Origin of the sequence: Bacillus sp. AFS029533 (genome assembly GCF_002585125.1) — a bacterium.
GTDB classification, from domain to species: Bacteria; Bacillota; Bacilli; order Bacillales; family Bacillaceae_G; genus Gottfriedia; species Gottfriedia luciferensis_B.
In genome coordinates this window covers 125,029-140,165 of the sequence record NZ_NUQC01000015.1, presented here as the reverse complement: position 1 = coordinate 140,165, position 15,137 = coordinate 125,029, and the positions used below count along the sequence as shown (strand labels likewise).

Sequence of the window (15,137 nt, the reverse complement as noted above, 5' to 3'; positions counted from 1 at the left end):
TGGTTTCCCTTTCCTTATTACTGTTCTAATCCTAAATCTTTTAAAATGCTATCCAAAGTTTTTTCTTTATTAGTAGTTTTTGGTTTTGGCGCATTATCAACTGTAGGATTTTGTAATCCAAAGTTTTTCACAATATAGGACATATCTTTCTTATCTACTACTTTATCAAAGTTAAAGTCTGTAGTAGCATTATTTGTACCCCAATATGTTTGTACAGCTATGGCATCTAATATGTCGATTACATTATCTTTATTGACATCTCCAGCCGCTGCCCTAGTTAAATTCCAATTCATTCTCTTTCCTACTATTTCACCACGTACATCATCTGCTAGATTCATTTTTCTAGTCATTGTAAAATGGCCTGGCACATCAACTTTTACAGTAAAAGGTTTTGAATCAGCTTTTATACCTTCAGCAATGTATTGGCCACTTTTGTTTTTAATTGGTGCATCTATAGTCGTTTTTCCGTCATATGAGGTCACGGTTACTTTTGCGCCAATTACCGTTTGATCTAATGCATAATTCAATTGATTAGTAGTTGGATCAATTGTTCCTTCTAATTGTAGGAAAGCATCTAATCTAGAATAAGCATACTTAAGCTTATAAGATTCCATATAGGTGTAGATATTACTTGTTTCTACATTTGATTGATCAATTGTTGATGCTGTCACTGTACTACTATCAAAAGGCATACCCTTAGTCCACTTTTCTGCTGTTTTCAAGTCAAAATTAATTAGTTGTAAATCCTCTGGTAAAGCATTCGTTCCTTTATAAGTAAACGTAAATGTATAAAGAAGTGCACCACTTGCAGCAGGTACTGAAGAGACAGAAACATCCGCATCCCCATATTGTTTTACTGCATCATTTACAACCACATTTTGAATTGTTGCAAGATTTGGATCAACTTTCAAATTGATTTTCGTTGTTTTTAAATTTTTCACGTTATTTGAACGTACACTATAATTGACAGTATCACCTGTTGTAACGGTTTGTTTATTTGCTTTTAAATAGTAATATGGTAAATTTTCACTTACAAATGTTACTTCTAACATATTCGTTGCGTTTCCAGTAAAGTTTCTAGCTGCATCAAATCCATAAAACGCAACCTCAAGTGGTTTAGCGCTCTTCTTAACTAAAATCTTGTCAGTATAGTTACCGTTTTTATCTGTATACTTTGGCTTTGCAGGGAACGGGCTATTGTAAAATGAAACAACTGCATTGCTTGATTGATCAACCGGAAAACCTAAGCGATTTGCTTCTGCAGTTTCTGGATCATTTAAATTAATATTAAAGTCATATAAAAATTGTCCATTCGAATCAAATTGGCTGTCTTTGTATTCAATTACTTTTTGATCTAAATTATCAAAGGTAGTTGTCATAGTTGGTGCACCAGCTTCATAAATGAAATCAGCTATTTTTGTGAATACTTTACCTTTTTCATTTGTTCCAATCATCTTTAATCTATATTTCCCCGCTGTTGCATTAATTGGTTCGCTACTAATTGGATTTTTCTCATCTCCGGTAAATGGATAGTAGACGGAATTAAATCCTCTTGAATTTGTATAAGTTACGTTTTCATTCAATACAATTGGTACAAATGAGCCAACTAAGCCTAAATCCTCGCCAGTCTCTGCATCTTGTAACACTACATCTAACGTTTTCATATATGATTTTAACGAGTAACTAAAACTTACAAACGGATATGCATTTTCTGGCCAATCTGTATTTGTGCCAAACATTGGATTGTTAATTTTTAATGTATCGATACCTTCATCGACAAAACGTCCACCAAATGGAATTTGATATGCTTCAGTTGAATCTGCTGTATTTGTGAATGTAATATAGCCTTCGTATGTACCTTTTTCAGCTGTTTTTGGAATGTTTAAGTTAAACTTGATATTCTTTTGGCTAATTCCGTCTAATTTGACAGATGTAGGTCCAGTTAAGGTTACATTGTTCGCTGCCGCGTCTTTAGATCCTCTTGTTCCAGTTTGGAATTTCACATCAACCTTGAATGTTTTTGCTTTTTCACTGCGGTTCTTTAATGTAATTTTACGAGAATCCTGAATGTCTTCATCATCTGATCCATATGAACCGAAGCTAATACCACCTGTTAGCTCTTTTATTGATTCTTCTTTTCCACCAATAATTGTAGAGGTTTGATCCACTACTTCTAATTCTACATTTGAGTGGATTGCTTCATAAGCATCAACTCGTCCACTACCTACTTCAAAGACGCTATAAGCTTTTGATAAAGGATCAGCTGTATTCATTAAGATTGATTTAATATCCTCTGTTTGTAAATCTTTATTTGATTGTAGTAATAATGCTGATACGCCTGCAACATAAGGTGTTGCCATAGACGTTCCTGATAAGCGTGAATATGCATATTTATAATCTTCAGGGTTTGATCCATCCCCTGTTTTATTATTTATATAAAATGGTACAGTGGATAGAATGGATACACCGGGTGCAGTCACTTCTGGTTTAATATCATAGTTCGTACGAGATGGGCCTCTTGAACTAAATGTTGCTAATTCATCTGATTTTGTTTGTATTTTTGTATAGTCTCCAAATGTGAAATCTGATGCACCAGCTTTAATCGCAGCGGAAATTGCTAATCCGTCTTCATTTGAAACAGAGAACGCCGGAATTGCGTCAACTGATTCACCAAGAAATGCTTGGATTGCACCTTCAGCTTTATTCGTTTCATCATTGTACATCAATACGCCTACAGCACCGTTTGCTTTTGCGTTTTTAATCTTATCAATTAAGCCAATCGTTCCACGCTTAATAAACGCAATTTTCCCCTTTACTTCTTTTCCAGTAAAATCGGCAGGATTTCCTAAACCAACATCAACTAACTGATATGTTTTTCCTTTTAAAGATTTCATATCATCTGAATAATTTTGTGCTAATTGCCTTACTGAATAATTCTTACCATTATTCACTCCTGCGTATTGATAAACATCTAATGCAATAGAAGACGCACCTACTGTTAATGCTAATGCCGCAGCTCCAGGTGAACCGAGGGTATACATTTGATCGCCAGTATTTCCTGCTGCTACTACGGTTGTAACACCACTTAATACTGCGTTGTTTACTGCAATTGACGTTGCATACATTGGATCATTTATTGTTGCTCCAAGCGACATATTAATAACGTCCATTCCGTCTTGAACAGCACGATCAATACCTGCAAGAATCGAATCAGTTGTTCCACTACCATATGGTCCAAGTACTCGGTAAGCGTATAGATCTGATTCTGGTGCTGCCCCTAACGTTTTATAATCACTATTTGCTTTACCGCGGCCACCAATGATTCCTGCAACATGTGTACCATGTTCAGTGTAATATGCTTCTGAATTACTAATTTCAGGTTTACCCGACTTTTTCCAATCGGCATAAGTCGTTTCCATTGGATCATTATCATTATCAACGAAATCATATCCACCTTTATAAGCATCCTTTAAGTCTGGATGGTTATAATCCATACCTGTATCTAAAATCCCTACTTTAATACCTTTACCTGTAAATCCTTCCGCATGTAAACGATCTAACGCATCATATGGCGTATAGTTTCCAATATTCGCTTCATCTGCTTTTAACTGATCACTTTCTTTTGGTGGATCAATGGTAAATGTTTGGTTACTCCAAACTTTTTTTACAGCTTTTGATTTTAGTAGATTCTTAATTTGATTTGCTGGTAACGACATGGCAACACCATTAAATGCATTTTTATATGAACGATTAATTTTATAATCTACTTTTTTACTTTTTTCACTATTCAATACTTGCGCAACATCTTTAGTAAACGTATCGTGGTCTTGATCAATTTGTGCTTCAGCATCCGATTTAGTTAAGGTTTTCCCTTCTACACTCGCCTCGATTTGAGCGACTTTAACAGGTTGACTCACAAACTCTACAATGACACTAGTTTGCTCTGTAGAATCCAAATTAATATCAGATGAAATTTGAAGCCCTGATTCTTCATTCGTCGAAAGCTGCTTCAGAGCCGCTCTTTGCTCTGAAGATAAACTTGCCAAGATATCTTCCGCTGTACTTGGACTTGCTGCATTTGATACATTTGATACTTGTCCAAGAGAACCTAAAATAAAACTAGATGTTAAAGCTAATACTGTAAAACCTTTCAGAACTTTACCCTTCTCTCTGTTTTCCCCCATTTTTCTTCCTCCAGTTCGTTTTCAACAATTTACCTAATACAATTAATTACAAAAATTATCTTTTTCTGACAAAGTTCATTGTAATTAATCGTTAAAAATGAACAATTTTCGTTCATTTACCTTAACTAAATTATCGTGAATATTCTGTTTTTAATCAAATGGGTTATTAAAGGCCTTGATTTTTCAGTGTTTATACCATTATTTAAAAAATACGACAAAATTCTACATTTCTTTCAATAAAATTAACATGATTTTTAACAATTTTAGGGATTCGATTGATCGTTTAATTAACTTATTAAAAATTTTTAATTAAAATATAGAAATAAACTCTAAGTTAATTTAAACGCTAGAATGTTCCCAAGTAACGTTTCTAAAACACAAAAAAGAACCAATTAAATTTGGTCCCTTTTTCTACTATTAACTGTCATTCAAGTATCAAATAAAGTCCCATCCAATGCTTCAATATATCTTTTAGCCGAATTATGGACAACGAGCTTTGCATTTTCTTTTACAATCCCATGAAATGCATTATAAATCCGATCAAATGTTAACTTCTCTACTGCTAACGATATCTCTTTTACTTTTTTGGCTGGTAATGGAATTAAATTAGGATAGCTATACATAAAACTTACCCAATTTGGATCTGCAACAACTTGAATTATATCTCCCGTTAACAGTATTCCTTTTTGCTCATTTCCAGCTTTCCATTCTAATACTGCCCCACCTTTAAAGTGCCCGCCTAATCGATGAATTTGAATTCCTTTGTTAAGCTCTAACGATTCACCAGACCAAAAAATAATCCTATCGCTTTTTCTCGTAACCCATTCTTGATCATCTTCATGTATGTATAGAGGTACATCAAATTTTTCAGCCCATTCAATTTGACTAGAGTAATAGTGTGGATGTGATAAAGCAATCGCATTGATTCCTCCTAACCTCATAATTTCTTCAATCGTTTTCTCATCTAGATAAGTGACACAATCCCATAATAAATTAAATCCTTTATTCTTAATGAGATATGCAGTTTGACCAATCCCAAACTTAGGGCTCGTTACAATACTATATAAATTTTCTTCTTCAAAGCGAATAATATTTTGATAGTTTTGTTCTTTCATTGATTGTAATGTTGTCCAACTTTGACCACTTGGATTGATGTATTGTCTTTCTTCAGAACAAATTATGCAGTACTTAGGAGGATCAATCGACTTGTTATACTGAACGCCACAAGTCGTACAAATAAATTTAAACATTTACTTATTCATCTCACTTTCCCTCTAATTTAATCTGACGTATTTCAAATGAATTATGAGGTAAAATTTCCCAATACAAATAGGCACATTTAAGTATAGTAAATCAAAAACTGATTTATTACACTTGAATGTGCCTAAATGATTTAAGTTCTATTATTTAATTTTTACTACTTTACCTTTTGTCATTTCAATCAATTCATTTGATGTTAACTGAAAAATTGCTTTTGGATGACCCGCAGCAGCCCATACTTCTTTATACTGTAATAGATCCTCATCAATAAATGTAATTACTTGGTTTTTATGCCCGATTGGTGAAACTCCTCCAATTACGAACCCTGTTTGTTCACGTACAAAATCAGCATCTGCTTTTCCTAATTTATCATTTAGTATTTTCTCGATTTTTTTCTCATCTACTCGGTTTATTCCACTTGCTACTACTAGTACAGCGCTATTTGAACTTTCTAATTTAAATATAATCGACTTTGCTATTTGAGCCACTTCACAATTTAATTCATCCGCCGCTTCCTTAGCAGTTCTTGCACTATTTGGTAATTCAATCACTTTATTTGAATAACCTAACTCAAAAATTAAATCTTGTACTATTTTTGCACTTTCTTTTAATGCTTCCATTTACATCACTTCCCTAAAAAATTGATTTTTTATTTATTCAATATTAAAAGGTACAATCCTGCTGTTTTTAAAATAAAAAAACTATTCCCACCAAATTGAATTAGGATATTCACCTGTACTTATATTAATTGTTTCTCCAATTTTGGGTGTGGCATACTTTACCCCATTTTCTTTAGCAGCCTTAACAGCTCGTTCAATTGGGTCATTCCAGTCATGAAATGCTAATGTAAAAGCACCAAAATGAATTGGAACAAGAACTTCACCTTTTACATCAACAAAAGCCTGAACTGTTTCTTCTGGCAGCATATGGATTGCAGACCATCGTTTATCAAATTGACCACATTCCATTAGCGCAAGATCAAACGGTCCATATTTTTCCCCTATTTCCTTAAAATGAGGTGCATAACCGCTATCTCCACTAAAATAAATTTTCTTTGTCTCACCAATGATGACCCATGAACACCATAATGTACTGTTACGATCAGTTAAGCTTCTCCCTGAAAAATGTCTTGCTGGTGTACAAGCTAATGTTAATTGATCAAATTTAAATTCATCCCACCAGTTATGTTCAGAAATACTCTCTTTCGGTACTCCCCAGCTCACCAAGTGACTCCCTACACCAAGAGGAACAATAAATCGATTAACCTTTTGTTTTATTTTTTTTATAGTACCGTAATCTAAATGGTCATAATGATCATGTGATAATACGACAGCATCTATTTTTGGTAATTCATTGATCTCAATTGGTAAACCTCCACTATATCTTTTACCACCAAATTGCGGAAACGGGGTGGGTGCGTTCCCAAACATTGGATCAATTAAAATATTTTTTCCATCGATTTGAATTAATAAAGCTGAATGTCCAAACCAAGTAATTTTTGTGTCGTTATTTTTCGAATGCAATAATGAAACATCGATTTTCTCCATTGGGATCCCATCTTTAGGCGTACGGTTCGGATTTTTCTTAACAAAGTCTCTAATCATAGAAATATTTGTTTTGAAATCCATACTCATACTCGTAGGAACTTGGTTTATAAACTTACCATTTTTATAATGATCCAAAGCATAAAATGACTCCATTTGATCCTTTGAATATTTCTTCCCAAAATGAGGATATGTATTTAAAAAAGTTATGATAAAGATAACTAACAATACTAAAATTAGTAAAAATAACATTTAATTTCTACCTCCAAATAAAGCTTTACTAAATTTTACACTACCACAATTTTATGAGATTAAACAAATCTTCAGATTGCTTTTCTACATAAAAAATAACTTTCACTTGATAAAAAAATAAAAAAAAGAGAGGTAAAATTCACCTCTCCTTAACCAGTTTCTTCTATTATATATACACTTAGTTTAAAGTTCTTAATAAATTAGCCATTTCAATTGCCGAAATACCAGCATCCCAGCCTTTATTACCAGCTTTTGTGCCCGCTCTTTCAATCGCTTGTTCAATATTTTCTGTTGTTAATACACCAAAAATAACAGGAATCCCAGTTTGTAGAGTAATAGCAGCGACACCTTTTGCTACCTCGTTACATACGTAATCATAATGAGTAGTTGACCCACGAATAACTGTTCCTAGCGTAATGACCGCATCGTATTTTTTTGAATCTGCTAGTTTTTTTGCAACTAATGGAATTTCAAATGCTCCTGGTACCCAAATAACATCAACGTCTGATTCTTCTACACCATGACGATATAGAGCATCTTCTGCACCACCAAGTAGTTTTGATGTAATAAATTCATTAAAACGTCCTACGATTACTGCAACTTTAAGTCCTGATCCTACTAAATTTCCTTCGAATTTCATAATTATCTCTCCCTATTAATAGTGTAATAAATGTCCCATTTTTTCGATTTTAGTAATTAAATATTTTTCGTTTTCTGTTTTCATTTCGGTTTGAATTGGCACTCGATTATTAATCTGTATTCCGTGAGATTTTAACGCATCAATTTTAACTGGATTATTAGTTATTAAATCTATACTCTCAATGCCTAAATCTTTTATAATTTGAGCACTTATCGCATAATCTCTTAAATCTGAATCAAATCCTAAATTTAAATTTGCTTCAACAGTATCAAAGCCTTCTTCCTGTAACTTATATGCTCTTAACTTATTAAGTAAGCCAATCCCTCTGCCTTCTTGTCGCATATAAACAATTACGCCTTTGCCTGCTTCTTCAATCATCGATAATGTTGATTGTAACTGAGGTCCACAATCACAACGACATGAGCCAAATACATCACCTGTTAAACATTCCGAATGAATACGTACAAGCACTGGTTCACCATCGTCAACTTTACCTTTTACAATCGCAATATGCTCTTTACCGTCGATCTCATTTGTATAACCAATCATCTTAAAATCACCAAAATCAGTTGGTAATTTGATTTCAACTTCTCTTTGAACAAGTTGTTCAGTTTTACTTCTATAATGAATTAAATCTTTAATTGTTATCATTTTTAAATTAAACTTGTTTGCGATTTGAATTAAATCTGGTACTCTTGCCATTGTTCCATCGTCATTCATAATTTCACAAATGACACCAACTTCTTTCGATCCAGCCATTCGAGCTAAATCTACTGCAGCTTCAGTATGTCCCGGTCTCTCAATAACGCCTCCGTTTTTAGCGACTAAAGGAAACATATGACCAGGTCTTCTAAAATCTGCTCCAGTTGATTTATCATTTAACATTTGTAAAACAGTATGTGAACGCTCAAATGCTGAGATACCAGTAGTAGAATCGATATGATCAATACTTACAGTAAAGGCAGTTCCATGTGAATCTGTATTGTTTGTTACCATGTCATATAAATCTAGTTTTTTAGCTATCTCTTCAGAAACAGGTGCACAAATTAAACCGCGGCCATGTGTTGCCATAAAATTTATATTTTCAGGAGTTGCAAATTCACCGATAACAACAAAATCTCCTTCATTTTCTCTATCTTCATCATCACAAACAATAATAATTTTTCCATTTTTTAAGTCTTCAATTGCTTCTTCTATTTTAGAGAACATGATCTTACTCCTTTATATATAGCCATTTTGAGATAAAAATGAAGTTGTTATTGCAGAACTCTTTTTCGTCTCATTCATACCAAGCATTTTTTCAACATACTTACCTAATAAATCAAACTCAATATTAACAACGTCTCCCGTTTTTTTACTGCCTAAGATCGTATGTGAGCGGGTATGAGGAATTAAAGAGATTGTTACAATATCATTTTCAACTTCAAATATTGTTAAACTTGTACCATCAATCGTTATACTGCCTTTTTGTAGGCAATACCTAGCAAACTGACTTGGAATATTAATTTTATACATTACTGCGTTTTCCATTGTTTTAACAGATAGTATTTTACCTGTGCCATCAATATGACCCGATACAATATGTCCACCAAACCTTCCATTTGCAGCCATTGCCCGCTCTAAATTTACTTTTTGGTTTGAAACCAAAGTACTTAGATTCGACGCTTGAAACGTTTCAGGCATGACATCAACAGAAAATTCATTTTTAGTAAAATCTGTAACGGTTAAACACACTCCATTTACAGAGATACTATCTCCTAAATGAACATCCTCTAAAATGACTGGTGCCTCAATTGTTAGCAATAAAGTTTTACCTTTTTTTATGATATTTTTTACTGTTCCTATTTCCTCAACGATTCCAGTAAACAAGTTTTTTTCACCTCATTTCGAAAAAGCATATTACACCCAAGCCCGATAAATGACTTTGTAATATCCATCTCTAATTTCATAAATAGTTGATCCACCTTATCACACCCTCTAATTCAAATTAATTTGAAAAAGTGAAAAGCCCCTTAGGAAACTCCTAAGGGGCAATAGATGTTTAAGAAAGGAAGCATACTTAAATAAACGCATGTACAATTTGAGTCTATTAAAAGACAGTACTATAGCGCGTCTATTGTTGTGGATACAAAATATGCACAACGAATTAAGCCCATACAGATAGTATTTTTGAAAAAAATAACCATACCATATATGCACTCCATCCTTCTCCCATCCAGACTATACTGTCGGCTCTAGATTCTAACTAGATCAGCAACATATAAAAAATCTATATGAAGCTCACGGGCTTAGTATAAAAATATACAACACCGCCGGTTGGGAATTTCACCCGACCCCGAAGGACACTAATTATCAAATTTGGTTTCATTATAACTAGCAATTATTTGATTGTAAAGATTTTAAGATTCTATTTCTTTTAAAACGATCTAATAGAAAAGATAATTTAAGCGAAAAAACCTTATAAAATATGGAAAATTCCACACTCTATTTAGTTAAAAAATTTATTATTTTTTTCTACCAAATTTAATCACCTTGCTATATATATTTTTTTGCAACCAATACAAAAGTGTATAAATATTAATATTAAAGTAACTTCAGAAAATATTAATTCATGCAATTAATGTAGACATTAAGACTTACAAATTCCAGAATTACATTAATTTAGATTAATTAATAATACAATTGAATAGTTTTTTCATTTGGATAAAATCAGATTTTTCATTATGTTTATTTATAGCAAGAAGTAATAAACTCCACTTAACAATGCTCCTAGAATCATTAGGAAAACATTTTATTAAGCGTTTCTCTTTATATCAGAAATAGAAAGATGTAAACCTGATAACTACAAAAAAAGATTTAATTCTAAAATAACAAAAGGCCTTTCATCTGCACTAAAAAAGTAATAGCTTCATCGTATACCAATCTGAAAAAAACGTGTAAAACTTGAGTAAATATCCATATAAAAATAATAATAAATATACAATAAGTAGAATTATTATTATTATAAAAATTTACATTTCAAAAAAAGAAACTTCTTTTAATAGAAGTTCCCTCTCTTATCCATTATTCATTTCCAACTTGTAAAATTTTTTCATGTTGTTTTAAATCTCTTTTTTGTAGCCAAATAAAGTACACTGAAACTAATATGATCAATATTAATATGACTGGTGAAGAGAATAAAAGTATTCCTAAAAAGCAAATTGCTAGAATACATGAACCCATTTTAAAAAATATGGAATCAAATAATCGCAAACATGCCAATACTCCTAGTAAGGCGTTGCATAGGAAGAATGCATTTGCAATCGCTACAAGTGTTTGAATGTTTAGGAAGTCATTAAAATAGAGAATAAATACAATTATGTGAATGCCAAACAAACTAAATAATGATCGAGTTGCAACATTATTTTTATTTTTAAAAGAAAGCCATGAAGGTAATAAACCGTTTTTGGCTTGATCGGCAATTAGCCTTGATACTGCTCCTATTACTAGCAGAACCGTACTAATACAAAGAGCAATTGTAATTGTTGAAATAATTGGAGTTGACCAACTTCCAAATAAACTCTGAAGTAACGGTGCTAATGATTGATCCATCATACTTCCATTTTTAGAATGAATCCACTGGAAAGCAAATGCAACTGTTAAACTTACTATTGCTATAATCGAGAAACTTAAGACTACTGCTTTAGGAATTGTTCGTTCTGGAGTTTTTACTTCTAAAGAATAGCTACCGATGACCTCCCACCCGATTAATGCCCAAAATAATAAAAGTAAACTTTCTCCAAAATCAGAAACAGTAATTGGCTTCGATAAAGTAAAGCTCCCATCAACTGTAAATAATGTATGAATACTGCCAACTATAAGTGTCACTACAATGAAACTAGACATGAAAAAGGCAAATTTTCCAACATCGGCAATGCTTCTAGTTAAAATGATATAAACAAAACATAGTATTCCTAAAGCTAGCCACTTTTCATTGAAGAAGCTTTGATTCGTCAGTAGTTGTAAGTAATGCCCTGCCGTTCCTGTAACTGCAATTGGTCCAAAACAAACTGCAAGTAAAAAGAAAATAGCTGAAAGGTTTTTTATTTGTGTACCAAAAGCACGCTCAACTGCCAATGGCACTCCAGAATCTCCTGGAATCAACAAACTTAGCTTACCGAACATTAGTGCAAATATTAAACTTAAACCAAGCATAAGAACCCAAGCAAAAATAGCATAATTTCCAGTAGTTACATACACTGCAGGTGGTAAAATAATAATTCCTGAACCTAAAATAGGTCCAATCATTAACCCGCTGAGCAAAAGAAAACCAATTTTTCGATTCCTCATTCATATCCCTCCAATAGTTATTGAAACAAATTGTAATTTCGTATAATTTAATTATATGAACCAATCTAACATCGGTAAAATGAATAGTTATGATATAAACTATCGGAAAATCCGATAGTTAGGAGGCAATTATGGAAATCCGACATTTAATTACATTTAAGTCAATTGTGGATATGGGCGGGTTCTCTAGAGCTGCGATCCATCTCGGATATGCACAATCTACAGTTACTGCACATATACAAGCACTTGAGCAAGAGCTAGGAGTACCTTTATTTGACCGATTAGGTAAAAAGGTACATCTGACTGAGGTCGGTGAGAACTTTTTAGTTCACGCAATCGAAATGATTCAGCTCTATACAAAAGCAAAAGATGTATTCCAAATGGAAAATGAAGAGGTATCTACATTAAAAATTGGCGCTCCAGAATCTTTAACAATCTATCGTCTTCCACAAATTATCCAAGCATTTCGATCACAAAACCCGAAAGTAAATATTATGATGAAATCTGGTTCATGTTGGGAATTACAAGATGAATTACGTCGAGGCGATCTAGATATTGGCTTCTTCCTGCAGGCTCCATTACCGGATTCTGATTTATATACGGAAACACTAATTGAAGAACCACTTGTCATTTTGCTACCTCCATCTTCTGATACTAGAACACTTTCATCGTTTACACTAAATGCGAATGAAAATATAATTCTCACAGAACAAGGTAGTTATCGTGATTATTTTGAAGCATTTTTAAGAAGTAAAGGAATCGCAACTGAGACTGGAATGGAATTTTGGAGTGTTGAGGCAATTAAACAATGTGTTATGTGTGGACTTGGTATATCCATACTCCCACTCGTAGCAGTTCAAAATGAAATGCAGCAACAAAAACTAAAAGTCATAAAATGGGATACAAATTTAGGAAGTGTATCTACGATCATGTCTTGGCATAAAAACAGATGGCAATCCCGTGCTGCTAGAAAATTTATGGAAGTTGTTAGAGAACAGTCACCTTTATGGGATCAGTCTATCAAAAGCTAGTTTTATATTAGTTTTTACTTTGGAGTTATAGTCCGGACTTATAGTTTAACTTTATTGATTAAATTTTATTGAAATAATTCGGCATAATCCTTGAAAATTTATTGTGTAATAATATTGGTTTTACTGGATTTTATTTAATTTTAGCTGTTTCTCAGTCCATTTTTAATGTTATTTCTTCTATTTTTTTAATGCATTTACTCTATACAATCATGTTTCAAGACTTTATTTGCAGTTATGCTGATTTTTATTGCAGATACCAATTTTTTATTTGCACTTCCCCAGATTTATTTGCAGTTTCAGCTTTTTTTGCACTTCCCCATACAACGTCACGAAAAAAAGCTAGCCCCTGACTAGCTTTTTTATTATACCGTCTGCCGCTCAATTAATTTAATCGCTATCTCCTCTTGATTAATTACAGAATCAATCGCTTGTATAAAAAGTTTCTTCCCTATTTCTCGTAATGGAATTTCGACTGTTGTTAACTTCATTACTTTTGCAATTGGTTGATTATCGAACCCAATTATCGCTAGATCATGAGGAATAGCTATTCCACGATCATTACAGCAAGTCTGCACACCCGCTGCCACTTGGTCACTTGTTACTAACAAGGCTGTTGGTCTCTCTTTTAAATTTAATAAAGATTGGACGATTCTTTCACCATCTTCAAAATAGTAACAATTATCGAATACGAAATCGTTATTTAGAGATTCATTATATTTATTATGAAAATCAATATAGGCAGATTCTCTTTGTTTACTATTCTTGCCTGTTCTACGGCCAATACTATAACCGATTTTCCGATGTCCTTTTTGATATAAATATTCTAATGCAATCATGAAGCAATTGTATTGATCGATAAATGTTGAGGAAACCCCCGTATTTCTCGTATCTTCAAATAATACTATTTGTCCAAATTGCTTATAATGCTCGATCATTTCAATCGAACAAATTCTAGAACAAATAATGAGCGAATCTATTTGTTTATGCTGCAGCATCTTTAAAGCCTCAATTTCTCTCTTCTCCTCATAATTTGATTGAAATAGTACTAACTTATAATTATTTTTTATCGCTTCGTTAGCAATTCCATCAATTAGCAATCCAAAGTACGGATGTTGCGAGAACGGAATGACGACTCCAATTAGATTCGTTTTTCCTTTACTTAAATTGACTGCATTTTGATTTCGTTGATAATTGGTTAGCTCAATTGCATTTAAGACTGCTTTTCTTTTTTCCTCACTAACATATGGTTCATCATTTAAAACTCGTGAGACTGTTGTAACTGAAACGCCGGCAATCCTCGCAATTTCTTTAATATTAGACATTTTCTCACCTTTTCTAAACTTTTTCTTGCTCTGAAACTAGTTCCATACTTTACGCTTTTCTCATAATAAAAAGGAGGTACGAATATGCAAATACTTTTTGGTTTACTTTGTTTACTATTTATGTGTAGTTCAATTTTATTTTTCGCTTTCATTGCCATCATACAACAAGAAAAGAAACGAGTTAAGTAATGCAGGCAAAACTAAAAACAATTTTCCTCCCTGTCCTATGTTACATAATCCTTTAAAAAAGCTCTTATTTTCCATGAATACTGTAACTTTACTATGTAAATAATAAAATAGGTTAATAAATTAAGGAGGTATTATGATGGACACTGAAAGAGCATTAGAAATCGTAGCTGCACCTGGTATGATAAATGTAACTTGCGATGGAGTACCAGTTTATATTCAGCATGTTAATAAAAATGAGGGTACAGCAAGAATTTATCCTCTTGATCAGCCACAAAATGATAAAGAAGTATCATTAAGTCACTTAAAAGAACATTAAATGATAAAAAAGACCCAAAAATAAACCTCTATTAAGGAGGTTTATTTTATTTTTGAAGAAAAAACATAAA

The 15,137-nt window shown here is 32.7% G+C and carries 11 protein-coding genes and 1 riboswitch; of the genes, 2 read left to right on the top strand and 9 right to left on the bottom strand.

The genetic code is table 11. The annotated features are described in order from the left end of the window. Positions 1-17: 17 nt before the first annotated feature. From COE53_RS08350 to COE53_RS08315, 8 genes are all read right to left on the bottom strand, one after another. A complete protein-coding gene (locus COE53_RS08350; RefSeq protein ID WP_098947759.1) occupies positions 18-4,184 on the bottom strand; it encodes a S8 family serine peptidase in 4,167 nt (1,388 codons plus the stop codon). Between the two features lie 428 nt (positions 4,185-4,612). After that, positions 4,613-5,434, bottom strand: a complete 822-nt coding sequence (locus COE53_RS08345; RefSeq protein WP_098947756.1) for a hypothetical protein — start codon at positions 5,432-5,434, stop codon at positions 4,613-4,615. 153 nt (positions 5,435-5,587) lie between these two features. Then, entirely contained in the window at positions 5,588-6,064 is a 477-nt protein-coding gene (locus tag COE53_RS08340; RefSeq protein WP_098947754.1) for a YbaK/EbsC family protein, read from the bottom strand. An 81-nt stretch (positions 6,065-6,145) separates the two neighbouring features. Beyond that, a complete protein-coding gene (locus COE53_RS08335; RefSeq protein ID WP_483295427.1) occupies positions 6,146-7,144 on the bottom strand; it encodes an MBL fold metallo-hydrolase in 999 nt (332 codons plus the stop codon). 274 nt (positions 7,145-7,418) lie between these two features. Then, positions 7,419-7,880, bottom strand: coding sequence for a 6,7-dimethyl-8-ribityllumazine synthase (gene ribH / locus COE53_RS08330; protein WP_069032800.1), 462 nt, complete (start codon positions 7,878-7,880; stop codon positions 7,419-7,421). Positions 7,881-7,895: 15 nt separating this feature from the next. Next, a complete protein-coding gene (locus tag COE53_RS08325; RefSeq protein ID WP_098947750.1) occupies positions 7,896-9,089 on the bottom strand; it encodes a bifunctional 3,4-dihydroxy-2-butanone-4-phosphate synthase/GTP cyclohydrolase II in 1,194 nt (397 codons plus the stop codon). Between the two features lie 12 nt (positions 9,090-9,101). Continuing rightward, positions 9,102-9,749, bottom strand: coding sequence for a riboflavin synthase (gene ribE / locus COE53_RS08320; protein ID WP_098947748.1), 648 nt, complete (start codon positions 9,747-9,749; stop codon positions 9,102-9,104). A 330-nt stretch (positions 9,750-10,079) separates the two neighbouring features. Next, positions 10,080-10,227, bottom strand: a riboswitch (FMN riboswitch). Between the two features lie 716 nt (positions 10,228-10,943). Next, a complete protein-coding gene (locus COE53_RS08315) occupies positions 10,944-12,209 on the bottom strand; it encodes an APC family permease (protein ID WP_091023858.1) in 1,266 nt (421 codons plus the stop codon). A gap of 131 nt (positions 12,210-12,340) precedes the next feature. Between COE53_RS08315 and COE53_RS08310 the strand changes: the two genes are divergently transcribed. After that, positions 12,341-13,240 carry a LysR family transcriptional regulator gene (locus COE53_RS08310; RefSeq protein ID WP_098947746.1) on the top strand — a complete coding sequence of 300 codons (900 nt, stop codon included), beginning with the start codon at positions 12,341-12,343 and terminating at the stop codon, positions 13,238-13,240. Between the two features lie 362 nt (positions 13,241-13,602). On the opposite strand, the gene COE53_RS08305 is transcribed toward COE53_RS08310, so the two are convergent. Beyond that, positions 13,603-14,562 (bottom strand): LacI family DNA-binding transcriptional regulator, encoded by a 960-nt coding sequence (locus tag COE53_RS08305; RefSeq protein ID WP_098947744.1) that lies wholly within the window; start codon positions 14,560-14,562, stop codon positions 13,603-13,605. Between the two features lie 325 nt (positions 14,563-14,887). Here COE53_RS08305 and COE53_RS08300 point away from each other — a divergent pair, with 325 nt between their 5' ends. Then, a complete protein-coding gene (locus COE53_RS08300) occupies positions 14,888-15,067 on the top strand; it encodes an H-type small acid-soluble spore protein (RefSeq protein ID WP_056471502.1) in 180 nt (59 codons plus the stop codon). Positions 15,068-15,137 lie beyond the last annotated feature (70 nt).